Origin of the sequence: Streptomyces sp. 71268, from assembly GCF_029392895.1 — a bacterium.
Lineage (GTDB): Bacteria > Actinomycetota > Actinomycetes > Streptomycetales > Streptomycetaceae > Streptomyces.
Window position 1 is genome coordinate 4,377,729 of record NZ_CP114200.1, and the last position, 23,248, is coordinate 4,400,976.

At 74.7% G+C, this 23,248-nt stretch carries 20 protein-coding genes and 2 pseudogenes; 6 read left to right on the top strand and 16 right to left on the bottom strand.

What is annotated here, in order from left to right:
- Positions 1-124: 124 nt before the first annotated feature.
- Positions 125-559, bottom strand: a pseudogene (locus tag OYE22_RS16925) (MarR family transcriptional regulator); the annotation flags it as partial.
- Between the two features lie 558 nt (positions 560-1,117).
- Here OYE22_RS16925 and OYE22_RS16930 point away from each other — a divergent pair.
- Entirely contained in the window at positions 1,118-1,321 is a 204-nt protein-coding gene (locus tag OYE22_RS16930) for a hypothetical protein (protein ID WP_176162763.1), read from the top strand.
- Between the two features lie 466 nt (positions 1,322-1,787).
- Here the strand turns inward: OYE22_RS16930 and OYE22_RS16935 are convergent, their stop codons facing one another.
- The 6 genes and pseudogenes from OYE22_RS16935 to OYE22_RS16960 all read right to left on the bottom strand — a co-directional run bounded on the left by OYE22_RS16935 (position 1,788) and on the right by OYE22_RS16960 (position 7,805).
- A complete protein-coding gene (locus OYE22_RS16935; RefSeq protein ID WP_277321191.1) occupies positions 1,788-2,618 on the bottom strand; it encodes an RNA polymerase sigma factor SigF in 831 nt (276 codons plus the stop codon).
- Positions 2,619-2,805: 187 nt separating this feature from the next.
- A pseudogene (locus OYE22_RS16940) lies at positions 2,806-3,561 on the bottom strand (RNA polymerase sigma factor SigF); the annotation flags it as partial.
- A gap of 919 nt (positions 3,562-4,480) precedes the next feature.
- Positions 4,481-4,774: a Dabb family protein gene (locus OYE22_RS16945; RefSeq protein WP_277324173.1), complete on the bottom strand. Its 294-nt coding sequence runs from the start codon at positions 4,772-4,774 to the stop codon at positions 4,481-4,483.
- 106 nt (positions 4,775-4,880) lie between these two features.
- Positions 4,881-5,045, bottom strand: coding sequence for a hypothetical protein (locus OYE22_RS16950; RefSeq protein ID WP_277321192.1), 165 nt, complete (start codon positions 5,043-5,045; stop codon positions 4,881-4,883).
- A gap of 248 nt (positions 5,046-5,293) precedes the next feature.
- On the bottom strand, positions 5,294-6,103 hold the full coding sequence (locus OYE22_RS16955; protein WP_277321193.1) for an NUDIX hydrolase: 810 nt from the start codon (positions 6,101-6,103) through the stop codon (positions 5,294-5,296).
- Positions 6,104-6,275: 172 nt separating this feature from the next.
- Entirely contained in the window at positions 6,276-7,805 is a 1,530-nt protein-coding gene (locus tag OYE22_RS16960) for a hypothetical protein (protein WP_277321194.1), read from the bottom strand.
- Positions 7,806-8,965: 1,160 nt separating this feature from the next.
- On the opposite strand from OYE22_RS16960, the gene OYE22_RS16965 reads away from it, so the two are divergent.
- The 4 genes from OYE22_RS16965 to OYE22_RS16980 all read left to right on the top strand — a co-directional run bounded on the left by OYE22_RS16965 (position 8,966) and on the right by OYE22_RS16980 (position 13,396).
- Positions 8,966-10,498 carry a hypothetical protein gene (locus OYE22_RS16965; RefSeq protein WP_277321195.1) on the top strand — a complete coding sequence of 511 codons (1,533 nt, stop codon included), beginning with the start codon at positions 8,966-8,968 and terminating at the stop codon, positions 10,496-10,498.
- Between the two features lie 122 nt (positions 10,499-10,620).
- Positions 10,621-11,274 carry an RNA polymerase sigma factor gene (locus tag OYE22_RS16970; protein ID WP_277321196.1) on the top strand — a complete coding sequence of 218 codons (654 nt, stop codon included), beginning with the start codon at positions 10,621-10,623 and terminating at the stop codon, positions 11,272-11,274.
- Entirely contained in the window at positions 11,271-12,293 is a 1,023-nt protein-coding gene (locus OYE22_RS16975) for a CU044_5270 family protein (protein ID WP_277321197.1), read from the top strand. The genes OYE22_RS16970 and OYE22_RS16975 overlap by 4 nt, the downstream gene beginning before the upstream one ends.
- 203 nt (positions 12,294-12,496) lie before the next feature.
- On the top strand, positions 12,497-13,396 hold the full coding sequence (locus tag OYE22_RS16980) for a methyltransferase domain-containing protein (protein ID WP_277321198.1): 900 nt from the start codon (positions 12,497-12,499) through the stop codon (positions 13,394-13,396).
- A 64-nt stretch (positions 13,397-13,460) separates the two neighbouring features.
- Here OYE22_RS16980 and cpt read toward each other — a convergent pair whose 3' ends face one another.
- The 5 genes from cpt to OYE22_RS17005 form a co-directional block, all read right to left on the bottom strand.
- Positions 13,461-13,994: a chloramphenicol phosphotransferase CPT gene (gene cpt, locus OYE22_RS16985; RefSeq protein ID WP_277321199.1), complete on the bottom strand. Its 534-nt coding sequence runs from the start codon at positions 13,992-13,994 to the stop codon at positions 13,461-13,463.
- Between the two features lie 40 nt (positions 13,995-14,034).
- The gene (locus OYE22_RS16990; protein WP_277321200.1) at positions 14,035-14,850 is read right to left on the bottom strand and encodes a M23 family metallopeptidase; all 816 of its coding nucleotides are present in this window, start codon (positions 14,848-14,850) and stop codon (positions 14,035-14,037) included.
- A gap of 55 nt (positions 14,851-14,905) precedes the next feature.
- A complete protein-coding gene (locus OYE22_RS16995; protein ID WP_277321201.1) occupies positions 14,906-15,124 on the bottom strand; it encodes a DUF397 domain-containing protein in 219 nt (72 codons plus the stop codon).
- Positions 15,121-15,951, bottom strand: a complete 831-nt coding sequence (locus OYE22_RS17000) for a helix-turn-helix transcriptional regulator (RefSeq protein WP_277321202.1) — start codon at positions 15,949-15,951, stop codon at positions 15,121-15,123. Before OYE22_RS17000 ends, OYE22_RS16995 begins: the two co-directional genes overlap by 4 nt.
- A 170-nt stretch (positions 15,952-16,121) precedes the next feature.
- Complete coding sequence (locus tag OYE22_RS17005) at positions 16,122-18,038, bottom strand: bifunctional serine/threonine-protein kinase/glutamate ABC transporter substrate-binding protein (protein ID WP_277324174.1); 1,917 nt, start codon at positions 18,036-18,038, stop codon at positions 16,122-16,124.
- Positions 18,039-18,312: 274 nt separating this feature from the next.
- Between OYE22_RS17005 and OYE22_RS17010 the strand changes: the two genes are divergently transcribed.
- A complete protein-coding gene (locus tag OYE22_RS17010) occupies positions 18,313-18,855 on the top strand; it encodes a GNAT family N-acetyltransferase (protein ID WP_277321203.1) in 543 nt (180 codons plus the stop codon).
- 97 nt (positions 18,856-18,952) lie between these two features.
- On the opposite strand, the gene OYE22_RS17015 is transcribed toward OYE22_RS17010, so the two are convergent.
- The 4 genes from OYE22_RS17015 to OYE22_RS17030 all read right to left on the bottom strand — a co-directional run bounded on the left by OYE22_RS17015 (position 18,953) and on the right by OYE22_RS17030 (position 23,156).
- Positions 18,953-19,180, bottom strand: a complete 228-nt coding sequence (locus OYE22_RS17015) for a hypothetical protein (RefSeq protein WP_277321204.1) — start codon at positions 19,178-19,180, stop codon at positions 18,953-18,955.
- Between the two features lie 270 nt (positions 19,181-19,450).
- On the bottom strand, positions 19,451-19,771 hold the full coding sequence (locus OYE22_RS17020; protein WP_277321205.1) for a hypothetical protein: 321 nt from the start codon (positions 19,769-19,771) through the stop codon (positions 19,451-19,453).
- A gap of 92 nt (positions 19,772-19,863) precedes the next feature.
- Entirely contained in the window at positions 19,864-20,535 is a 672-nt protein-coding gene (locus tag OYE22_RS17025; protein ID WP_277321206.1) for a response regulator transcription factor, read from the bottom strand.
- A complete protein-coding gene (locus OYE22_RS17030) occupies positions 20,532-23,156 on the bottom strand; it encodes a histidine kinase (RefSeq protein ID WP_277321207.1) in 2,625 nt (874 codons plus the stop codon). The genes OYE22_RS17025 and OYE22_RS17030 overlap by 4 nt, the downstream gene beginning before the upstream one ends.
- Positions 23,157-23,248 lie beyond the last annotated feature (92 nt).

The following is a 23,248-nucleotide window of genomic DNA, read 5'->3' on the forward strand; positions in this document are numbered from 1 at the left end:
CGCCGCCGGGGCCCGGATCGGGGCGTGGGCCGGGGGCCGGGACCGGGACGGCGGGGGTCGGGGCCGGCGCCGCCGCCAGGTCCGCGGCCGGGGCGCGCGGCGGCGGGGCGGCGAACGGCGAGGGGCGGGCCCGGCAGTCGCCGAAGCTGCCCCGCAGCCGGGCCAGCAGCGTGTTGAGCTGCCCGAGGTCCGCGTCCGACCAGTCGCTCAGGTAGTGCGCGAGCACCTCCGTGTAGCGGTCGGCCACCTCGTCCAGCAGCGCCATGCCGCGCGCGTTGATCCGCAGCAGCCGGGACCGCTTGTCCTGCGGGTCGGGCTGTCGGTCGATCCAGCCCCGGTCGGCGACGTGCGCCGCGTGCCGGCTGGTCACGGACATGTCGATGGACAGCAGCTCGGCGAGCTTGCTCATCCGCATCTCGCCGTGCCGGTTGAGGACCATCAGCACGATGGCCGACGCCGGCGGGCAGTCGGCGGGCAGGGCGCGGCCCAGGTCGCGCTGGATGGCCGCGGTGGCCGACAACTGCCGCGCCAACTCGCGGTACTGCTCCTGCGTCGCCATCGGTGCTCCTTCCTGGTGTGGCGGGTGTGCGGCGGGCACGCGCCGGGCCTGCCGGACGGACGCGGCCCTGTTCGGCGGCGCTCGGCGGTGGCTCGCTGCGTTGCCGGGGCGCCGTGCCTACGGGGCGTGCCCCGGGGCGTGCGCCGCGCCGGGCGCCGGCCCGGCGTGCGCGCTGCTGGCGCCCGACCGGAACGGGCCGGAACAGGCCCGGCTCGGCCTGCCCGGGCTCGGTGGGCTTGAGGTATGGGGTGTGTGATCCGCCGCGGTGCGGCCCGTGCGTGGCGCCGGGCCCGTACGTGGCGCTGGCCCCGGCGGCGCCCCCGGTCTGGTGGGCCGGAGGTCGGTCGCTGGCGGTGGGCTCGTCGGACCCGGTGATCAAGTTGCTTAGGGCAACCATAAGAGAAGTTAGTTGCTACAGGCAAATGAAATGACCGGTCGCGGAGTAAACACCCGACAAAGCCTGTGCCGGCCCCCGGTCAAGTCGGAAAAGGGCCCGTCAAACCCCCTGGAAACCCCGGGGGTGTGCGCGATTCCACAGGTTCGCTAGGGTCGGGGTCCATGGCGAACAACCCTGGCCCCGAGGGCAACTACGACCCGGCTGGCAGCACCCAGATGTTCCGCGCCTTCGTTGACGAGGGCACGCAGCAGCAGCCCCAGCCCGCCGCCGGACCCACCTCGTCCGGCCCACGCTTCGGTGTGATCATCGGTGTGATCGTCGCGGTGGCGGTCGTCGCCGCCGTCGCCTGGCTCGCCCTGGCCTGACCCGCGTCGCCCCGACCGTCCCCGTACGCCCCTTCCCGTACGCCTCTCCGGCAGCCCGTCACCCTCGCCAGCGCCCCGCGCGCGGCGCCCCGACGGGCTGCCGGACCGTTTCCGCGGGCGGCGTGCGCGGCATACGGGACGGCCGCGCTGTGGCGGGCCTCTGCCTCCCGGGGCGAGCGGCCCTCGCGGTCTGAGCGGCCGTAGCGGGGCCCCTCGCGGCGGTCGTCCTCGCGGGGGCTGCGCACGAGGGCTGGACGGCCCGTATGGGGTCGAGCCGTGCGCGTGAGCGTAAGCGTCCCGTGTGAGGCCGAGCCGAGCGCACGGGGTGAGCCGCTCCGGGAGACCGAGTCGGCTGCCCTGGACGCGCGCACCCCGCCCCTCCCGCCGGCTGCGACGCGCGGTGGGCGCGCGGCGGCGGCGTGCTGGAGGAGCGGGGTGGCGGTGGAACTCGCGGTGGTGGGGGCGGTCAGTCGGCGATGAGGCCCTCGCGGAGCTGCGCGAGGGTGCGCGTCAGCAGCCGGGAGACGTGCATCTGGGAGATGCCCACCTCTTCGCCGATTTGCGACTGCGTCATGTTCCCGAAGAAGCGGAGCATGATGATCTGGCGCTCGCGCGGGGGCAGTTGGGCCAGCAGCGGCTTGAGCGACTCGCGGTACTCCACGCCTTCGAGCGCGCTGTCCTCGTACCCGAGGCGGTCGGCCAGCGAGCCGTCCGCGCCGTCGTCCTCGGGCGAGGGCGAGTCGAGGGAGCTGGCCGTGTACGCGTTGCCGACGGCGAGGCCGTCGACCACGTCCTCCTCGGAAACGCCGAGGCAGGTGGCGAGTTCGGGAACGGTGGGCGACCGGTCGAGCTTCTGCGACAGCTCGTCGCTGGCCTTCGTCAGGGCCAGCCGCAGCTCCTGGAGCCGGCGCGGGACCCGCACCGACCAACTGGTGTCCCGGAAGAACCGCTTGATCTCACCGACGACCGTCGGCATCGCGAACGTGGGGAACTCGACGCCCCGTTCGCAGTCGAACCGGTCGATCGCCTTGATCAGCCCGATGGTGCCGACCTGGACGATGTCCTCCATCGGTTCGTTGCGGCTGCGAAAGCGCGCCGCCGCGTACCGGACCAGGGGGAGGTTCAGCTCGATCAGGGTGTCGCGTACGTACGTGCGCTCCGCGCTGTCCTGGTCGAGCGCGGCGAGCCGCAGGAACAGGGAGCGGGAGAGGGTGCGAGTGTCGATGGCGTCGCCATCGTCAAGCACGCGTGATGCGTCAGTGGTGAGCACCTTCGAGCTGCCCAAATCTACGGACATGCCACCCCCTTTGAGGTCGCGGACGGTCGCGGTAGCGCTCGCGGGTGAAGAACGCAACCTCCCCCTGAATACCGGAAGATCGGCCGCGCCAAACACCGTTCCTGCAGAATGTCACATGTCGGCAACACGCTGTAGCGCCATGTCGACATTACTGCCTGAGGGCCGTTCGTGGGGTCCCCTTCGCGAGTTACGGCTCGATCCGATTTGCGGAACGTAGCCGAGCAAAGCTGCGCGACAGCAGCCGCGAGACGTGCATCTGGGAAACGCCGAGCTCGGCGCTGATCTGCGACTGGGTGAGGTTGCTGTAGTAGCGCAGGAGCAGGATGCGCTGCTCGCGCTCCGGCAACTGGACGAGCAGGTGGCGTACGAGATCGCGGTGCTCGACCCCGGCCAGGGCGGGGTCCTCGTAGCCGAGGCGGTCGAGCAGCCCGGGCAGCCCGTCGCCCTCCTGCGCGGCCTCCAGGGACGTCGCGTGGTACGAGCGCCCCGCCTCGATGCAGGCGAGCACCTCGTCCTCGCCGATGCCCAGCCGGGCGGCGATCTCGGCGGTGGTGGGGGAGCGGCCGTGCAGCACCGTCAGGTCCTCGGTCGCGCCGCTGACCTGCACCCACAGCTCGTGGAGCCGGCGCGGCACGTGGACGGTCCGTACGTTGTCACGGAAGTAACGTTTGATCTCGCCGACGACCGTGGGCATGGCGAAGGTCGGGAACTGCACTCCGCGATGCGGGTCGAAGCGGTCGATGGCGTTGATGAGCCCGATGGTGCCGACCTGGATGACGTCCTCTATCGGCTCGTTGCGGCTACGGAAGCGGGCCGCGGCGTACCGCACGAGCGGCAGGTTGGCCTCGATCAGCGCGGTCCGTACCCGGCTGTGCTCCGGTGTGCCCGGCTCAAGCCCCGACAACTCGGCGAACAGCACCTGCGTCAGCGCCCGCGCGTCCGCGCTGCGCCGCTCGCGCGGGGTTGCGCCGCCCTCGGCCCCGGCGGCCGACGCGGTCCCGGCGTTCGGGGAGGTCTCGGCGTTCGACGCGGGCTCGACGGCTGCTGCGGGCTCGACGGCCGGTGCGGTCTCGCCGGCCGGTGGGCGGGCGGGCGGTGGGTCGGGGGCCGTCGCGGCGGGACCGGAGGCGTCGGGCGCGCGGCGGGGGGCCCCGGGGCCGCCCGTGGGCCGCGTCGTCTCCGCGCCGCGGCCCGCCGCGCCGCCCGGTCGACGCCGGCCGGCCCCCGCGTCGGTGCCGGTACGGGCCGCTTCGGCCCCGGCCCGGGGGGCGGTGTCGGTACGGGTGGCGGTGTCGGCCGACCCGGTTCGGGCCGGGTTGGCGTTGGTCGCTACCGGGCTCGGATCCCCTCTCCGGGCGGGGTCCGGGGCGGTGGCGGGCTCCGGGCGGACCTGGTCGGCGGGGGCCTCGCTCGCGTGGGCGGAAGCGGGAGCGTCCGAGTGGGGCGGGGCGGCCGGCTCGGTGGCGGTGCTGGCGGCGGCGCTGGTGGGTGGGTCGGCGGCGGGGCGGGCGGTCGCGGCGTCCCGCTCGGCTACGGGGTCGGTCGCGGGGTCGGAAGCGGTGGCGGTCGTGGACTCGGCGCGGGCCGAGCGTTCGCCGGTGCCGGCCTGAGGTGGGGCTTTGGGCGCAGTACGGGCCGTCACGGTCACGCCACCCTTCAGGTCGTCCCATCCCAATCATCCGGCAAAAGCGGTCATAGCATCACAAGACATGTCCGCTATGTGCAAGCACCGCATAGCTCCGTGTTGATGGGTGAGTTGACGCGCGCGACGGACCCGCACGGGGCACGATTCCGCCGCCCCAGACGGCCAACGGCCCCCCGCCGGTGTGGCGGGGGGCCGTGGGTCGTACGGAGAGAGTGGCTCAGAACTCGTAGTCGGCGATCACCCAGGTGGCGAACTCGCGCCACCGCGCGGCGGCGGCCTGGTGGGCCGGGTGTTCGATGTAGCGGGTGAGCGCGTCCCGGTCGGCGACGGCCGAGTTGATGGCGAAGTCGTACGCGATGGGCCGGTCGGTGATGTTCCAGGCGCACTCCCAGAACGTCAACTCGGGGACGATGCCGTCCAGCTCCTGGAACGCCTTCACGCCGGCGACCACGCGCTCCTCGTCGCGGGAGACGCCTTCGTTCAGCTTGAAAAGGACCAGATGACGGATCACTGGACTGCCCTCCGTACGGATGACGCGGGTGGTGGGTGCGTGGCGGCGGCTCACGCGGGTGGGGGTGTCGGGCGGTCGGGGTCGGGCGGGCCGGCGGCCCGACCGGTCACTTGACCAGCTCGGTCATGAAGTCACCGATGCCCTTGGCCGCGTCCGAGATGCCCTCGAACCCGACCTGGACCAGCTCGGCGGCCCGCGCCGGGGAGTTGATGATGGTGTACAGCACGAAGACGATGAGTATGTAGGTAGCGATCTTCCTCGCCTGAGCCATACCGCTCGCCTCCCCTGCGTCTTCTGTGAGCTCGCGAGAGTCTATCCACAGGGGTGAGCCGATCGAGTGAGTAGTGCGATCGTTCACGCGCTCTTCAGCGACGCGGGGACGGGGAGGACACACGCGGACGGGCCCGTTCTCCAGCCGCGGGCCCCTGCCGACGCGCCTCGGCCCCGGCGTGTCGAGGCCGTCGGCCGTTCCCTCCAAGGTGTCCGCCGGATCGCTCCGTACGCGTCGGCTGTCAGCCGTCAGTTTCCATCGGCTGGGGCGGGCGGGACTGGGGTGTCGAGGAGTCCGGCCAGGCGGGCGCGGGTGTACGCGGCGATGGTGAAGGCATCGGTGACGGCGCCGCTGGCGATCATGCCTTCCAGGTCGGCGTACGAGACGGTCATCATGCGCCGGATGCCCTCGGCGACGTCCCGCGCGCCGGGGTACGGCTGGCCGCCGTACTCGTGGACGTCGCTGCCGTCTTCCCCGTCCTCCGGGTGCTCCCGGCCGTCACCGTCATGCCGGCCGTCACCGCGCGCGTGGCTCACCGCCTCCCCGGGGGCGGGGTGCGGGATGCGGGCGGCGAAGAGTTCGACGCGACTGCCCAACAGTCCCGTGTCGGGGTGGACGTCACCGAGCGGGACCAACTCGGTCGCCCGGGCGCCGATCTCCTCGCGCAGTTCGCGCGCGGCGCTGTCGGCGCCGGTCGCGCCCGGTTCCCCCATGCCGCGCGGGACCTCCCAGTGCCAGGCCCGGGTGGCGTGTCGGTAGTGCTCGACGAGGACGACGCGCCCGGTGGGCAGGATCGGCAGGACGACCACGCCCGGATCCGCCACGCGCGGGAGTACGCGCAGGTAGAGGCCGTGCGTGCCGTCGGGAAAGCGGACCGCGTCGCGTACGACGGTCACGTAGGAGTCCTCGTACACGACGCCGACCGGCGCGTCGGGAGCGGCTCCGGCGCCGCGTCGTGCGGCCTCGACCGCCTCGGGGGACAGCAGGAGGTCGATGCCGTCCGGGCTGTTGACGAACAGGTCGGGGCGCTCGGCGCGCAGGCGGTCGTAGCGGTTCATGGTGCCTTTCGTGGCGGACGTCGTTCCGTATCCAGTGTCCGCCGCGCGGACGCTCGCCGCCCGTAGCTCGTGCCAACTGCGGGCGCCTGAACGCGCGCCGCCCGCGCCCCCGAACGTGCGCCCCGACTCCGCAGATGCCCCGGCCCCCGTCCTACGGAGGGCCGACCCTGGGTCAGTACTCCAGATCGTCTCGCGTGGTCGTGGAGTTGTTGGTGCTCGGGTTCGGAGCCACCTCGCGGTAGCCGGGGAGCCGTTCCACCAGGTTCTGGAAGCGCTGCCACGCGGCCAGCGTCTCCAGTCGTACGGTGGCGATCTCGCGCGCGAACTTCTGCTCGCGGTGCCCGGCGATCCGGTTGCGGAGGACGAGCCGTACGGAACCGCCGTACGTCTCCAGCGCGGTGGCGCCCAGCGCGCCGGTCAGCGACCAGGTCTCGTCGCCGGTGACGGCCGTGATGACCGAACCCCCGACGTTGACGACCACCTCGACCACCGGGGACCAGGACGTGGAGTGGCCGCCGCGCCGGGCCGCCGCCAGTTCGACGATCTTCCGGTTGAGCGCGATGTAGCGGTCGAAGACGAGCCCCACGCGGTCGCTGAAGGTGGCCGGGTCCGCGAGGAGGTGGTCGAAGGCGGTGATGTACGCGTTCCACGCGCCGGTCTCCCGCAGGGTGGCGATGTCACCGAGTTCGAGGACGTCGAGCTCGGCCGGTGTGAGGCCGCCCTGCACCGTGCTGAACGCCTGCCGCTGAAGGAAGCGCAGCAGGTCGGAGAGTTCGTCCGGGTCCTCGATGACCCGGCCCGCCCCCGAGGGGGACGAGGAGCCGCGGAGGTCGCGCCACTCCTGGAGCGCCACGCGCTGCAGGCTGCCGCCCGGCGTCAGCGGGTACATGCTCAGGGCGTCGGCGAGGTTGACGTTGTAGATCAGGTCGAGCAGTTGCTTGATCTCGCCGGCGAACGGCTTGCCCCGGTCGTAGCGGCCCTCCGACACCGGCCGGCCCGGTACCGAGACGAACCGTTCGTACAGGACATTGCGGGTGACCGGGCGCCCCGCGACGCTGAGTTCGTTGCTGTGGTCCACGACCTGGCCGATGCGGCGGGCGAAGGCGGGCAGTCGTTCCTCCTCCACGCCGACCTGCCGGGCCAGCAGCGGGAGGTCCTTGGCGGTCAGGGCCTGTACCCGGGCGGCGAAGGGGAGGAAGAGGGCGTTCCGCGCGTCCAGCCGGTTCTGTTCGTCGTTCCAGGACAGCCGCAGACAGGTCATACGCGCCGTCGCGGGCAGCGTCGCCAGGGTCTCCTGCCATGCGGTGAAGGCCGTCTCGTCCAGGTCGACGTTGGAGGGGCGGTCGGTCGGTTCCCGCTCGTGCAGGAGGAAGGGGACCAGGGACCCGTCGGCCAGGAGTTTCTGGTGGGCCCGGCGAGCGGCGCCGTCGTACAGGTAGTCCCGGCTGATCGCCGCGTTGTTGTAGAAGTAGGTGCGGTTGGCGACGACCTGTCGGGTGTTGATGAGGCCGCGGAAGAACTCGGCCCGCACCTCCTTGCCGCGTACGTCGTCGACCTCGCTCAACGACCGGCCGCGCGCGACCATGTCCCGGGTCAGTTCCGCGTTGACCCACTGGTTGTCCAGCGACTGCGCGATGACCGCGCCCTCCTTGAGGCCGCTGGGCCGCACTCTGGCCACCTGCTCGTCATGCTGTTGCGTCATCCGTTCCCCCCCTGTCCCGCTGACGTCACGGAGCCCGTCGCCCGCCGTCGGCCCCCGCCCCGACCGCCGGGTCGAGGCGCGTGTGTGAGAGCCGGCACCGGCGCACACCCGGGTCGGCCCCCTCGGCGCCGCGCACGGCCGGCCGTGGCCGCACGGGGCCGAGTCCGCCGGCTGTGCCGCCCGGTCGGGGCCGGGCCGTGTCCCGCTGGTTCCCGCCGCGCGTGTGCGGTGTCGCCGCGTCGTGGCGCGCGCCTCTGTCCCGCTGACGGCGGGCGTGCGGACCCGCGACCTGTATCCGGGCGCGTGCGCGGATCCACTACCGCCCGGCTCTCACGCTAGCGCTCAGTCTCGCCCAGGAGCGCCTGTATCTGGGGTAGTTGGCCGAAATCGCGGCGTCCAGATGCCAGCACATGCCGGGGACGCGTGATATGGCCGCCACATCTCCCGGCCCGGCCGGCCGCCGGCCGCCGGCAGCCCCCCCCGCGTGGCGTGCCGCGCCGACAGCGGCGGGACTGCCGCGTGTCATGCCGACTGCCGTGTTCCGCGCCCCGTCTGATCAAGTGTGCGTGCGGCGAGGTGAGTTGACGCCCCAACGGGCTGTTCGTGCGACCGCGCGCCCCGTAGGGTCGTACGCGCCGCGCGTCCGGCAGGGGGCCGGGCGGGGCGGGGTCCGAACGGGTCCGGTGGGGTGGGTTGGCGTCGTGGCCGCGGTCGCGGTGCGGCGGCGGGCGGCCGGCCGGGCGTACGGCAGCAACGTCCCAGGGGGGTACGTCGATGGTGTGGGAAGAGCGCGACGCGGCCGACAGAGACAAGGGTGCGGGGGAGCCGGCAGGGCCTCCCTCGCCCCCGCCACCCGGCGCCGCGCCACCGCCCACGCCCCCCCGCGCCGCCCACCTTCGGAGCCGCGCCGCCACCGCCGCCCGCCGCGCCCCCGGGCTGGCCCGCACCTCCGCCGGCCGCCGCGCCGCCGGGCTGGCTCACGCCCCCGCCGTCCGCCGCGCCCCCCACCCGGAGGCCCGCCGCCCGGGGGCCAGCCGCCTGCCGCGCCGCCGTCCGGGGGACGGCCGTCCGGGGAGCGGCCCACGCTGCATCTGTCCGCGCTGCCGCCGGGGTCCGCCGGCGCGCCCCCGCCACCGTTCGGCGCGCCCACCGCGCCGCCGGTGCCGCCCGGGTCGCCGGCGTCAGCCACACCGCCCGCGCCGCCCGAGCCGCTGCGGGCCGTGGCCGTGGGGCTGCTCAACCTCAGTGGGCTCGGCGTCGGCTACGCCCTGCTGCGTGTGTGGTGGGCGGTCGCCGTGTGCTGGGCGGCCACGGCCGGGTTGCTCCTGTTGGCGCTGCCCGCCGAGCCGGACGGCGTGGCCGGTGGTGTCGTCGCGGGGTACCTGGTGGTGCTGGCGGCGGCCGCCGCGCACGGCGCGTTCCTCGGGTTGCGGCGGCGGCTCGCGTGGCCGCCGCGCGCGGCCGTGGCCGTGCTGCTCGGGCTGGTGCTGCTCGCCGCGCCGGGCGGCGGCTACCTCGCGTACGACAGCGCGCGCGACGAGGCCACCGAGGAGATGCTGCTCGACCGCCTCGCGGAGGCCGACGAGCTGGTCAGCGAGCAGGTCGGGCGGCCGTTCGACGACGCCGAGGCCGACTACCGGCGGGCCCTGGACGACTACGCCGCCCTCGCCGACGACCACCCCGGCTCGCGGGCCGCGAAGCGCGTGCCGGAGCGGATGGAGAGGTACTACGAGAGCGTCGGGGCGATGTACGGCCGCAAGGACTTCTGCGCGGCGATCGAGCCCCTCACGTTCCTGCGGACCGTCCCGGAGCGCATCGACGAGCGGCACCTCGGTGAGCTGAGAGGCTGGCCCGACGACCGGCTGGCGAACTCGCTGTACGAGTGCGGCGTGAGCGGGCTCGGCCAGCCGTCGTCCGGCGCTGGCAAGGACAAGCACCTCGGCGCGCTGCTCACCGACTTCCCCGACTCCGCGGCGGCGGCGAAGGTGGAGCCGGCCGTGAGCGCCGCGATCAGCCGGGCGGCCGGCGGCCTCAAGGACGGCGAGCCGTGCGCGTCGGTCACCACCCTGCGCACCCTCGGCGGCCAGGCCAGCACGCTGGCCAAGGCCGCCGGCGCCGGGGCCGCCGCGCTCACCCGGGACGCGGGCACGGCGAGCGGACACGTGCGCACCGGCACCTACGCGTGCGGGGTCGACCAGTACGAGGAGGGTCGGTTCGCCGCCGCCCTGACGACCATGAACGACTTCGCCCGCACCTACCGCGACGACAGGAACCGGCCGCTCGCGCAGAAGATCGCCATCGCGGCGGAGATCGCCACGAAGCTGCCCGACGCGGGCAGGCGGCTGCCGACGACGAAGTCCGGTGGCGGCGTGACCGTCACGGTCAAGAACGACAGCCCGAACGCGGTCGAGATCCTCTACACGGGCCCGGTCACCGGCAAGTTCACGCTCTCGGCGTGCGACGGCTGCACGACGTACGCCAACCGCGCGCAGGCGCGCGACAAGGCGTGCCAGAGCGGCAGGAGCTACCCGCAGCGCACGCTGTCGCTGCCCGTCGGCACCACGTACTTCCTGCACAAGTCGCAGGGCACCACCAACTCCTCCGGCACCGACACGGCGCGCATCGAGCCCGGCTACACGTACACGGAGTGCGCGTACGTCGTGAGCCCGTTCGGCATCGGACCCGCCACCTGAGCGCGGGCCGAGCGCCCGCTGGCCGCCGCCCGAGCGACTGACGATCGGCCGCCCGGCCGCGCGCGATCCCGGTGTGGCCCAGATCATGCGAACGTGGTCGGGCGGTCGGACAGGTGAGGGGTGTGGAGCATTCATTACGGGCGCGGGTGCGGGACGGGGAACCGGACGCGTTCCGGCGGCTGTTCGACGACCACGCGACGGCCGTCCACCGGCACGCCCTGCGGGTGACCGGCAACTGGGCCACTGCCGAGGACGTGGTGTCCCTGACCTTCCTGGAGGCGTGGCGGCTGCGCGAACGGGTGCTCCCGGACGGCGACGACCACCTCCACCCGTGGCTCCTCGGCATCGCCACGAACGTCCTGCGCAACACCGCGCGGGCCGCGCGCCGGCACCGCGCCGCGCTCGCCCGGCTCCCGGTGGGCGACGCGGTGCCCGACTTCGCGGACGAGGTGGCGCAACGGATGGTGGACAGCGAGGAGTTGGCCGCCGCGCGCCGGGCCCTGGCCGGGCTGCGCCGCCTGGAGCGCGAGGTGGTCACGCTGTGCGTGTGGGAGGGCCTGGACTCGACCACGGTGGCCGACGCGCTCGGCGTGCCGGTCGGCACGGTGCGCTCCCGGCTCTCGCGCGCCCGCAAGCGGCTGCGCGGGCTCACCGAGGCCGAACTGAGGAGAAGGCCCCCGCGGGCCGTCGTCCGACCGCCCGAGCCGGGCGCCCTGGTGGCGGGCCCGTGCGCGGCCGGCTCCGGGCCCGGGGTGACGGTGGAGAGGAACCCATGAGCGCCTGCCCGTGGAAGGGAGATGAGGCGGGCGACTGCGAGGAGTTGTCCGTGTTGCTGCCGGCCCCCGCCGTGCCCCGGCTCGACACGCACCGCCACCGCGAGCTGCGGGAGGGACTCGTACGGGAGGTCGGTCGGCGGTTGGCGGACGACGTGACACCGTACGCGCGCCACCGACGGTCGCGCTGGCGCCGGTTCACCACCGTGGTGGTGCCGATCGTCGCGGTGGTGGCGCTGGCCGTGGTCGCCGTCCTCGTGCGTACCGCCGGTCAGGGCCGGTCGCCCGAGGCCGCCAGCGGGAGCGGCGAGCCGTCGGCGGCCGGCCTGCTGGACCAGGCCGCGGCGGCGCAGGCCGGCCGCCCGCCGGTGACCGTCCGCCCGGGCCAGTACGTCTACGTCCGGCACCTGGGGGACGGCCAGGTCCTCGGCTTCGGGCTGAGCGGCTTCGGCCAGCGCGAGGACTGGTTCCCCGCGCGGGCCGGGGCGAGCGGCGTCATCCGGGTCACCCCGGTGACGAGGGGCGAGGTCCCGCGCGGTCGCTACGCACCCACCAGCCAGAGCACGACGGGGGCCAACCACGCCCTACCGCCGTGGTCCTACGCCCGCCTCGCGTCCCTGCCCACCGACCCCGACGCGCTGCTGAAGAAGCTGTACGAGGACACCGGGGGGCAGGGGCCGAGCCGTGACGAGGCGGTCTTCGAGCTGATCAACGGGGTGCTCGACGCGACCACCCTGGAGCCCAACCTCAACGCGGCGCTGCTGCGCGCCGCCGCCCGGCTCCCCGGCACCACCGTCAGCGAGGAGGTACGGGACGGGGCCGGCCGGCACGGCGTCGGCCTGACCTTCCACTTCCCCCCGTCGGACCCGACGACCTGGGTCTTCGACCCGCGAACCCTGACCTACCTGGGCACCACGAAGACCGCGCTGCTCGACGTGGCCGTGGTCGACGAGAAGTTGGCGGTACCCAGCGGGCCGGGCACCGGCCCGAGCCCGGGCGCGCCGCGCGTACCGACGTCGTAGCCGCGCGCGCCGCCGGTACGCGCGGCGCGCCTCGCCCCGTAGGCGGAGGCAGTGGGGCGGGTGGGGCGAGTGTGGGTGACCCCCGGTCAACCCGGCCGCTACGGACGGGTCCGCCCCGGCCTCGGGGAACGCCACCGGCGGCCCGTGGCTGTGCCATGCTCGCAGGCTGGTCAGCGGGGTCTAGTGACAGTCGGGAGTGCGACATGGGTGCCGATACGTACGCGGACGACGGGTACGGCGAGGGCAACATCTTCCTCAGGTTCCTGCAACACGTCGGCTGGGACGACCTGTTGAACGTCGGCTACTTCACGCTGCCCACGCTCCCCGCGGCCGTGGGCGGCGGCGGGTACTTCCAGCGGGCGCTCGTCCGGCGGTCGCTGGCGCTCCTGGAGGCGGCCCCGGGCGACCTGGTCCTCGACGCGGGCTGCGGGCGCGGCCACACCACCGCCCGGCTCGCCGACGCCGGCTGCCGGGCCCTCGGGGTCGACCTCAGCGAGCGCCAGATCGCCCTGGCCAGAGCGCGGTTCGGGCACCGGCCCCGGGCCTCCTTCGCCGTCGCCGACGTGACCCGGCTGCCCGACGAGGCAAGCGGTACGGAGATCGCGGACGGCTCCTTCGACCGCGTGCACTGCCTGGAGGCCGCGTTCCACTTCGGCCCCAAGGGGAGGGACGCCTTCCTCGCCGAGAGCCACCGCGTGCTGCGCCCCGGGGGTCGGCTCGTCCTCGTGGACTTCACCTGGCCCGACGAGCGGTCCGCGCGGATCGACCGGCTCGACCCCCGGGGCCTGGTGCGCGCGGCCTGGCAGTTCGACGACTTCGAGCGGCTCGACCGCTACCTGGCCAGCGCCGTCGAGGCCGGCTTCGAGGTCCGCGCCGTCCACGACTGGACCCGCCCGGTCGTCCGCCGCTCGGCCCGCCTCATCGGCGCCGTGGGAGCGGTCGCGGCAACCAGCCCCGGCCGCCTCGCCCTGCGCACCCGCTGGCCCGGCCTGCGGGAGTTCACCCCGGCCGACTGGCAGGCCCTGTGCCCGGTCATCCGGGCCCACGTCGCGGCCGGCCGGGAGGTGGGCTACACGGCGTTGGTGCTGGACAAGCGGGGGTAGGGGCCTGGCCCGTGGGAGCTGGGGGCTGCGGTGACCGGGGCGCTGCGGGGCCGTGGGGCGCGGCCTACCCGAGTCGGGCGGCGATGGCCTGCGCGCACTCCAGGGACGTGGTGTGGCTCGTGTCCACCTCCAGGTCGTACGTCACGCCCCGGTGCGCGAGCCGCGCCTGCGCGGCGGCCATGCCCGGCACCCGGTCGCCGCGCGCCAGCTCGCGGCCGGCCGCGACCTCGGGCGCGCACCGCACGCCCACCCACAGCACGTCCAAGCCGGCCAGCGCCCGCCGCCACGGTTCCTGGGAGGCCGGTCCGCCGAGGAACACGTCGTCCACGATCACCCGGGCGCCGGCCCGCGCCATCGCGGCCACCCCCGTCTGCCAGGCCGCCTCCAACTCCCGGAACAGCGGACCGGGGCTGACCCCGCCGTCGTCGGCGAACTCGATCCCCTCGCCCGCGTTCCGCAGGGACACGGGCATGGCCTCGATGAGCGAGTCCACCGCCATCAGCAACCACGGTTCGGGCAACACCTCCTGCAAACTCCGCGCGAGCCGCGTCTTTCCCGAGCTGGACCCACCGTTGAGCACGATCACCTGAGTCGTCACCGCGTCACCGTAGGAGCGGGTCGGCGGGCGGGCAAGCGGGTTAGTGGGGGCCGGAGTCGGTGGGCGTGAAGCTGGTGTGGTCGGCGGGCACGCCCACCTGCTCGCGGCCGTCGTCGTCCGTGTACCGCCAGGCGAACGGCAGGCCGCGGGCCGAGGTGAGGTCGGGGCCGTCCATGAGCTGGAAGTGCAGGTGGGGCTCCGATGAGTTGCCCGAGTTGCCGCACTCGGCCAGCGGCTGCCCGGCCGAGACCCGCTCGCCCACGGCCACCCGCAGCGAGCGCCGCCGCAGATGGGCGAAGACGGCGTACGTGCCGTCGCCCAGGTCGAGGACGAGATGGTTGCCCAGGATGAGGCGGGGGTCGGCGAGGGAGCGTACGAACCCCTCCACGAACAGGTAGCCGAGGCCGGCGAACGAGGCGCGCGACAGGTGGTCGCGCTGCCCGTCCGAGGCGGCCACCACCCGCGCGTCGGCCGGCGCGAGCAGCGGCTCCCCGAACGCCGGGTAGCGGGCCGGGCGGCGCGCGACCGGCCACACCCAGACGGGGTCCGGGGCCGGGCGGCGAACGAGGTCGATGGCGTACGTCTGCGCCAGGCTGTGGGTGTGGCTGGGCACCTTGGTGGCGGGCCCGTTGAGCGCCACCCAGCGGCCCCGTACGGGTACGCCCAGGGCCACCGGCGGGGTGACGCCCCGTGGCGGGCGCTGCGCGCGCGTCAGGAGCCACCGCAACAGCAGGCCAGCCAGCAGCAGGCCGACGCCGGTGAACCACAGCGCCCCGAGCCCCGAACCGTTGACGACGACAAACACGGTTCCCGCGGCGATCAGCAGGCCGTGGTGCCTGCGCAGGAGGAGGGGCATGGGACCTCTTCTGGAGCGGGTGGGGCGTTGGGTGGCCCCGGTACGAGGTGGGTGACTAGGCGATCTCACCCCGCCGCACGGCCCCGACGAACGCCGCCCACGCCTGTGCGTCGAAGGTCAGGGTGGGGCCGTCGGGGTTCTTGCTGTCGCGGACGGGGACGGCGCCGTGGGTGGCGGCTGAGGGCGCCCACTCGACGCAGTTGCCACCGTCAGTGTTGCTGTAGCTGGACTTGACCCAGGTGAGAGCGGGCTTTGCCAAGGGAGAAGTGGTCATGTGGCTAGTGCCTCCATCGTCGAGCGGATGAGAGCCGCGGATTCTTCGGGCGACAGAGCGTGGGCCCTCATCCGATCGTAGGCCCGGCAGCGGACGGCGACGCCCTCCGGGTCCTCCAACAGGTGTCCTGTCGCGATGCTCTCCTCGTACGCCGCCACGTCCCCCCTTCCCACGGTCATGAGCGTCAGCGACCCACCCAGGAACGGATGCTCTCCGTGAGAGAACGGCAGAACTTGGATAACCGTCGCCGGACCGTCCACCAAGGGCAGGAGAGACGCCAGTTGCTCATGCATGACGAGCGGCCCACCCACCGTGCGACGTAGCACGGCCTCATCCAGAATGACGGACAACTCTGGTGGTGGGTCCGCCTGAAGTGACGTCTGCCGACCCAGCCTGGCCGCGACCAAGCCCTCGACCTCGTCAGAGGTGGCGTGTGGGTGACCCACGTGGAGCAACGCCCTGGCGTACCCCCGTGTCTGCATGAGCCCAGGCACCGTGTGGCCGGCGTACTCGTTGATGACCCGCGCCTGCGCCTCCAACTCCATGCGCCGCCTATACCTGTCCGGATGGACCTCCTTGCGGGCCAACTCGTAGAGCTTGCCGAACAGGCCGTCCGTGCCGAACGCGGCGTCCAGCTTGGTCGGGAGATCGGGCGGGACCATCGTCTGGGCGGTCTCGAAGCGATGCAGCGAACTCTTGCCGTACTTGAGGACGTCCCCCAGGGCGTCAAGGGACATGCCCGCCGCCTCGCGGAGTCGGCGCATCTCCGCGCCGAAGAGGTGTCGGGCGGACCTGTCGGGGGTCAAGTCACGGGGGCGGGCGGACATGCGCAACCTCTTTTCCCGTCAAGGACGGTGAGATACGAGCCGCGTGTCAGCCTACGCACGGCTGCGCGACCGCCGCACTACGTACCGTAGTCATCCGCATTCCGGATCACAGGGTGGGACATGGCTTTCCCCAGCCAACGGCACCCGCGCGTACGGGTGTTCGTCCGCCGTCACCGCCCCAGCAGCGGCACGTTCTTGCGCACGGCCCGGTCCCACGAGCCGTCGTCCACCATCTGCTTCAGGGCCTTGTCGACCTTGCCCGTCAGCGGGCTGCCCTTGGGCAGGCCGATGCCGTACGGATCGTTGGACAGGTCCAGGCCCGCGAGGCGGAAGGCGCCGGGTTGTTGGGCGGCGTAGCCGGCCAGGATGACGTCGTCGGAGACGACCGCGTCCACCGAGTTCCGGGCCAGTGCATCGATGCAGCCCTCGTAGGAGTCGTGTTCCACGATCTGTGCCTGCGGGGCGATCCGCGTCCGCAGGCGCAGGGACGTCGTGCTGCCGAGGAGGGCGCAGATCCGCTTGTCGTGCAGGTTCTCCGGCTTCCGCACCGAGAGGTCGCCGGCGGAGACCAGTGCGTCTTGGTGGCCGGTGAGGTACGGGCCGGCGAAGTCGACGCGCTTCTCGCGTTCGGCGGTGATGGCGTACGTCGCCACGACGAGGTCTGCCTTGCCCTCTTCCAGCACGGTCTCCCGGTCGGCGCTGGACACTTCCTTCCACACGATGTCGGCGGGGGTGTGGCCGAGTGCCTTGGCGACGTACGTCGCCACGTCCACGTCGAGTCCCGCGTAGTCGCCGTCCGGCCGTCGGGCGCTGATGCCCGGCTGGTCGGACTTGATGCCGATGGTGATCTTCTTGCCGGTGCCCTTGTCGGCGCCCGCGCCGACGGGGGATTCGCCGGCCGGCGCGTTGGGGTCGGGCGTGGGTTCGCGGCTCTGCGAAGAGCGGTCGTCGCCCTTGCCCGGGTCCTTGTCAGAGGCGTCGTTGGGCAGCACGTTCCAGGCGATGAGGCCCGCGATGGCCAGGGCGCCGGCCGTGGCGGCGTACAGGGCGCTCCGGCGCGGTCTCCGGTCGCGGGCGCCGGGCGGCGGGCCCTGCGGCGGCGCGGGGAGCGGCGCCGGGGCGAGGAACGCGGGCTGGGCGGGCCGCACGGGCTGTGGAGCGGGCGGGGGGAGGTGGTAGTCGCCGGACGGCGCGGCGGGCGGCGGGGCCGGCGCGGGGGTGGGCGGTTCGGTGGGAGCCTGTCGGTCGGCGACGGGCGTGGTGAGAGCGGGTTGCCCGTCCGCCGCGTCGTCCGGCGCGGACTCCGTGCGCGCGGACGCGGGCGGTGACTCGGCCGCCGCCAGGAGCCGGTCGAGCGTGGCCGCGTCGGGGCGGTCCTGCGGGCGGCGTACGAGCAGGGCGCGCAGCGGCTCCGTCAGCGCGCCCGCGCGGGTCGGCGGCGGGACGTCCTGGCCGACGATGGCCGCGAGGGTGGCGAGGGTGTTGGCGCGCCGCAGGGGGTGGCGGCCCTCGACGGCCACGTACAGCAGCATGCCGAGCGACCACAGGTCGGCCGTGGCGTCGCCGTCCTGGCCGGCGGCGCGTTCGGGTGCCATGTACTCGGGGGTGCCGATCAGCGAGCCGGCCGCGGTCAGCACGGTGGAGCCCTGGATGGCGGCGATGCCGAAGTCGGTGAGGACCGGGCGCCCGTCGGGTCGGACGAGGACGTTGGCGGGCTTCACGTCGCGGTGTTGGATGTCGGCCGCGTGCACGGCGACCAGGCCGGCCAGTACGCCCCGGCCCAGGCGCGCCGCCTCGGCCGGGGACAGCGTCCCGCGGGTCAGCCGGTCGGCGACGTTCTCGCCCGGGACCAGCTCCATGACCAACCAGGGGTACGGGTGCTCGGCGCCGTCCACGATGTGGTGGATCGTCGCCACGTTGGGGTGGCTGATCCGGGCCAGGGCCCGGGCCTCGCGCAGGACGCGCGCGCGGAGTTGGCGGGCTCCCTCGGGGTCGTGCTCGGCGAGCGCCGGGTCCTGCGGGCGGACCTCCTTGAGCGCCACGTCGCGGTCGAGGGCGAGATCGCGGGCGCGCCACACCGTGCCCATCCCGCCCCCACCGAGCCGCTCCACCAGCTCGAACCGACCGTCGACCACCCGCCCCACGGGTCCCCCTCACCCTCGTGAACTCCCGCGCGCACGCGGGCGTTCGCGCCCGACACCGGGGCTGACTTTGCCACAGGGGCGCGACGGTCGGACCGTGTGGCGACCCCGCCCGCCGCCCATTCGTTACCTGGGAGGCGGGTTCGGCGCGGCGGGCGCGCGAGAGCGGAGGCGGGGGGCGCCGGTCGGGCCGCGTACCGGGTCGGGGACGATCAGCCCCATGTCAGACACGACCGATCCCCTCGCGGCCCTGACCTTCCGGCGGGCCGACGCGGGTGACGTGACCGAGTTCGTCCGCCTGCGGGACGCCGCCGCGCGCTGGCAGCGCGCGCGGGGCATCCAACAGTGGCGGCCCGGCGAGTTGGGCCCGGAGCACTTCCGGGCGCGGCTGCGCGAGGGCGAGTTGTGGATCTCCACGCTCGGGCCGACGGGCCCCACCGTCGGGGCGTGGGAGCTGTGGTGGGAGGACGTGGCGGCGTGGGGCGAACAGCCGCCGGTCGCCGGCTACGTGCACCGCCTCGTGGTCGACCGGCAGACGGCCCCGCCGGGCGCGGGTCGCCACCTGCTCGCGGCGGCCGAGCGCCGCGTCCTCGCCCACGGACGCGCGCTGTGCCGCCTTGACTGCCTGGCCGACAACCCACGGCTGTGCGCCTACTACGAGGCCGCGGGGTACGCGGTGGTCGGCGAGCGGGCGGCGAAGAACGGCGACGGCGGACGGTCGTACGGCGTGACCCTGTTGGAGAAGCGGCTCACGGCGGAGTGAACCGGGGCGACGGGCCGTACGGGCGGCCGTACGCGACGGGCCGTATGGGGAGGGACCGGACGCCGACGGGCCGCAGGCGACGGCCTTACGCGGTGGCTCAGGGCCCGGTGGCGGCGCCCCGGCGCCGTGGGGTGGGGGCGGTGTGGTGCGTCATGACCGTACGTGTCCACCGCACCAGCCGGTCGATGACCTCCAGCACGACCCGTTGTCGCCCGGCGGGCAGGAAGGGCCAGGTCAGCCAGGCCGGCGCGGACAGCAACACGACGGTCAGCAGCGGTAGGACGTAGAGCACGACGAGAAAGGGACGGAACAGCCAGCCAAGCACGCTTCGACCTCCGAGACACTCTCCCCGCGAGGGGACCCGTGCTGGACGGCGACGCGAACGGGGCAACCCACGCGTGCTCACGCGTGGAATCTCCGGCTGGAGCCGACACCCAGCAATTGCCGCGAGAGTACCCGGTGATCGAACGCCACGAGCGTTTCTTCCGAAACGTGCGTCACCTTCCGAGCCGCGCCATCGGTATGGGCCGGGCCGCGCCGGCGGGCCGGCCAGGGCACCGGACGGGGGCGGAACCGTCCTCCGTTCCGCGACGGTTCAGCGCGGGTGGCGCGGTCCACGGCGCAGGGCGCGGGCGCACCAGCCGATGAGGAGGGCGTTGACCAGGGCGCCGGTGCCGATGGCGACGTAGAGCATCGCCTCGTGGTCGGGCAGTACGAGGAGGATCAGGCTCAGCGGCGCGGTGGCGAGCAGCGGTACGACGCCGGCGAACGACGCGTCGGGGTTGTCGGCCCGGCTCACCACGAGGGCCCAGATCAGCAGGAGCGCGCATGCGGCGAGGTAGACGCGGGCGAAGACGCTGCGGAGCGCGTCGCGTACGGCGCGCGGGAACGGGTGTGGCGGCGTGGTCTCGGGCATGGTGCGGCTCTCCTTGAGTGGGGGGCGTGGTGCTGCCGGGGCGCGGGCGGTCCGGGTCGGAGACGGCCCGTGGCGAGGTGGGGCCCGGGCGGTCAGGCGGGTGGGGGCGGCGGGGCCGGGCGGACCAGGCCGACGTCGTACGCGAGGATCGTCGCCTGCACCCGGTCCCGCACCGCCAGCTTCCGCAGCAGCGCGTTGACGTGGGACTTGACGGTGCCGATGGCGATGCCGAGTTCGGTGGCGATCTCCGTGTTGTTCAGGCCCGTGGCGACCAGGGAGAGCACGTAGCGTTCCCGCGCGGTCAGTTGGTCGATGGCCGACGCGTCCCCGCCGGGCCGGGGGCCGGTGGCGTAGTGGGTGATGAGCCGGCGGGTGGCCGAGGGGGCCAGCACGCTCTCACCGCCCGCCACGACCCGGATGCCGTCCAGCAGTTCGGCGGCCCGCACGTCCTTCAGCAGGAACCCGGACGCGCCGGCGCGCAGGGCCTCGAAGACGTAGGCGTCGAGGTCGAACGTGGTCAGTACGAGGACGCGCGGCGGGTCCTGGCGCCCGGTCAGGACCCGGGTGGTGGTGATGCCGTCGATGCCGGGCATCCGGATGTCCATCACGATCACGTCCGGCGCGAGCCGGTCGCTGAGGCTGACGGCGGCGGCGCCGTCGCCGGCCTCGCCGACGACCGTCAGGTCCGGCTCGGCGTCGATGATGGCGGCGAAACCCGCCCGGACGACCGCCTGGTCGTCCACGACCAGCACGCTGAGCGTCATCGGGTCTCTCCCTGCTTCCGGGCGGCCGGTCCCGGGTCGTCCGTGGCGGGGCGCGGTCCGTCGTCGGCGCGCCGAGCGCTGTTGGTGGGGTGGGTCGGGGTGGCTTCGGCGTGGTGCGGGGTGTCGCCGGCTCGCCGCGCGGTGTCGGCCACGGGGAGCGGGGCGTCCGGCGCGGGTGGGCGGTGGTCGTCGCCCGGACCGGTCGCCGTCGGTGCGGGCGCGGGGAGGGGCAGCCGCAGTACGAGCGCGTCGGGCCCGGTGACGGTCAGGCCGCCGCCGAGGGCGTCGGCCCGCGCCGCGAGCCGCTCGCGCGACGCGGGCCGGGTGGCGTGGGGCACGCCGGTCGCGGTGAGGGTCAGCACGTGGTCCGTGGCGTCGAGTACGAGTTCGGCCGGTTCGTCGCCGCCCGCCCGCAGGATGGTCTCGGCGGCCCGGTAGGCGGCGATGTCCACAGCGGCCGGCAGCCGTTCGGGCACCCGGTCGGTGAGCCGCGCCCGCACCTGGCGACCGGTGGCCTGGCACTGGTGGACGAGCAGGTCGAGAGCCTGGAGCGTGGGTTGCGGACGCCGTTCGGCGTGGGCCTCCGCGACGCGGACCGTGTCGAGCAGGGCACGCATGGCGGCGAGCGCGTCGCGGGCCCGGTCCGCGGTCCGCGCGAGCCGGCCCGCCTCCGCCGCCTCGACCACGTCGGCGGTGCGGGCCAGCACGGTGGTCTCCAGGCCGACGGCGATGCGGCGCCGCTCGGCCCAGGCGTCCCGTACCGCCTCCTCGGTCCAGGCCGCGACGCGGTCCCGGTGCGCCTCGGAGGCGACCCGGCGCCGCCTGCCGTACCAGGCGCCGCCGGCCCAGGCGGCGCCGCACACCAGCGCCGCCCCGGCCGCGCCGCCCCCGGCCAGCGCCCAGCCGGTGCCGACGGCGTGACCACCGGCACCACCGGCACCACGCTGACCGGCGGACCGGGCCGCGAGCACCGCGACGAGCGTCACGGTCGCGTGCACGCCGGCGGCCACGAGCGGCACGGCCCGGCGCGGCAGGGCCCCGCTCGGTAGGGCCGGCGCCCGGCCGGCCAGCGCTCCCACGCCGGCGGTCAGACCGTCTCGCGAGCCGGCGCGCGGGAGGGGCCCGGCGTGCCCGGGGGCGCGCGCCGCCACGGCGGCGAGCGCCAGGCCCGTGGCGAGCGTGCCAAGCAGCGGCGGCAGGAGCACCGGCCCCGCGTACCCGCCCGTGACCATCGCCACCGGCCACAGTGGCGCCAGGGCGAGCAGCGCGGCGAGCGTGGCCCGTGGCGCCCGGCGCAGCCACCACAACGCGAGCACCTGGACGGTGGCCAGCAGCGCGAACAGCGCGCCGGCCGAGCCGCCCGCGGCGGCGGACGTCGGCTCGTCCCGGACGATGAGGGTGGGCAACAGCGGCTGGAGGCACAGGGCCGAGGCGGTGACGTACTGGGCCACCCGGTACGAGCGCGGAACGGCCGCCACCGGCACCGCCGCGGTGCGCCCGGGCAGCACCGCGCGCACCTCCCACCCGCCGTCCCGCGTCGGCCCGCTGGTCAGCGTGCCGCCCGCCTCCCGGGCCCGGCCGCGCAGCAGGTGCTGGCCGCGCCCGCCTCCGAGGCCCCGGCCGGGCGGGGTGCCGGGGCCGGGTGTGGCGGGCGGCGCGTTGCGCACCACGATGTCGGTGCGGGAGTCGCCGTGCGCGCACCGAACCGTGGTGGCGGCGCCCGGGGCGTGCCGTACCGCGTTGGTCAGCGCCTCCCGGACGATGCCGTACGCGGTGTCGCCGAGCACGCCGTCCGGCAGGGACTCCGCCTCGACCGTCACCGGTTGGCCGAGGGCGCGGAAGCCGGCCACCAGCTCCCGCAGCCGCTCCCGAGGCGCCGGGTGGTCCTGCGGCGAGGGCGCCGGCGCGCGCACCGCGCCGAGCGCCCGCGTCACCTCGCGACCGGTCTCGGCGGCGAACGTCAACGCCTCCCGCGCCAGCTCGGGCCGGCGCTCGCGCAGCCCGAGCGCGGCCTCGACCGTGACGACCACGGCCGTGAGGTGGTGGGCGCTGACGTCGTGCAACTCGCGCTCCATGCGGCGCCGCTCGGCCGCCGGCAGCCGGTGCCGTTCGGCCCTGGCCTGGCGCAGCCGCGCCTCGGCGACCCGCCGGGCGGACCGCGCCCGGCGCGCGTACCGGCCCGCGCCGATCGCCGCCGCGTACAGCAGGGCCGTCCACACCAGGTCGAGGCCCTGGCTGTCGCCGAGTCCGTGCAGGCTGAGGCCGTGTGCGAGCTGCCACAGGGCGAGCGTGCCGACGCACAGCCACGCCGTGGTGGCCTCCCGCTCGACGGCGACCGAGAACAGCGCCAACGCGACACCGGCGCTGCCGAGCACGGCCAGCGCCCCGGTCGGCAGCGGCTGCGCGCCGATCGCGCACCCGGCGGCGACCAGCACGAGCACGGGCACCGGACGGGCCCGGCGGATCGCGAGCGCGACCGTCACCAGGCCGCCCACCAGGGCCGCCGCGAGCAGGTCGGCGCCGCTCGGGGTGCCGCCGCGCAGCCACGCGGCGCCGGGCCAGACGGCCACCTGGGCGCCGAGCAGCAGGGCCGGCAGGAGCCGGTCGTCAGTTCGTCGCATGATGCGGCCAGGCTAGGCTCGCGCCCCCGCCCCGAGCATCGGGCCACAGGGCGATCACCACCTCTAACCAGGGGTGGAGACGCCGACGGCGC

What these genes read in the sequence shown, in the direction of transcription:
- OYE22_RS16930 (WP_176162763.1), top strand. Translation starts at nt 1,118, where the DNA reads ATGGCGAACAACCCTGGCCCCGAGGGCAACTACGACCCGGCTGGCAGC.
- OYE22_RS16935 (WP_277321191.1), bottom strand. Translation starts at nt 2,618, where the DNA reads ATGTCCGTAGATTTGGGCAGCTCGAAGGTGCTCACCACTGACGCATCA.
- OYE22_RS16950 (WP_277321192.1), bottom strand. Translation starts at nt 5,045, where the DNA reads ATGGCTCAGGCGAGGAAGATCGCTACCTACATACTCATCGTCTTCGTG.
- OYE22_RS16955 (WP_277321193.1), bottom strand. Translation starts at nt 6,103, where the DNA reads ATGAACCGCTACGACCGCCTGCGCGCCGAGCGCCCCGACCTGTTCGTC.
- OYE22_RS16960 (WP_277321194.1), bottom strand. Translation starts at nt 7,805, where the DNA reads ATGACGCAACAGCATGACGAGCAGGTGGCCAGAGTGCGGCCCAGCGGC.
- OYE22_RS16975 (WP_277321197.1), top strand. Translation starts at nt 11,271, where the DNA reads ATGAGCGCCTGCCCGTGGAAGGGAGATGAGGCGGGCGACTGCGAGGAG.
- OYE22_RS16980 (WP_277321198.1), top strand. Translation starts at nt 12,497, where the DNA reads ATGGGTGCCGATACGTACGCGGACGACGGGTACGGCGAGGGCAACATC.
- OYE22_RS16990 (WP_277321200.1), bottom strand. Translation starts at nt 14,850, where the DNA reads ATGCCCCTCCTCCTGCGCAGGCACCACGGCCTGCTGATCGCCGCGGGA.
- OYE22_RS16995 (WP_277321201.1), bottom strand. Translation starts at nt 15,124, where the DNA reads ATGACCACTTCTCCCTTGGCAAAGCCCGCTCTCACCTGGGTCAAGTCC.
- OYE22_RS17000 (WP_277321202.1), bottom strand. Translation starts at nt 15,951, where the DNA reads ATGTCCGCCCGCCCCCGTGACTTGACCCCCGACAGGTCCGCCCGACAC.
- OYE22_RS17005 (WP_277324174.1), bottom strand. Translation starts at nt 18,038, where the DNA reads ATGGGCACGGTGTGGCGCGCCCGCGATCTCGCCCTCGACCGCGACGTG.
- OYE22_RS17010 (WP_277321203.1), top strand. Translation starts at nt 18,313, where the DNA reads ATGTCAGACACGACCGATCCCCTCGCGGCCCTGACCTTCCGGCGGGCC.
- OYE22_RS17020 (WP_277321205.1), bottom strand. Translation starts at nt 19,771, where the DNA reads ATGCCCGAGACCACGCCGCCACACCCGTTCCCGCGCGCCGTACGCGAC.
- OYE22_RS17025 (WP_277321206.1), bottom strand. Translation starts at nt 20,535, where the DNA reads ATGACGCTCAGCGTGCTGGTCGTGGACGACCAGGCGGTCGTCCGGGCG.
- OYE22_RS17030 (WP_277321207.1), bottom strand. Translation starts at nt 23,156, where the DNA reads ATGCGACGAACTGACGACCGGCTCCTGCCGGCCCTGCTGCTCGGCGCC.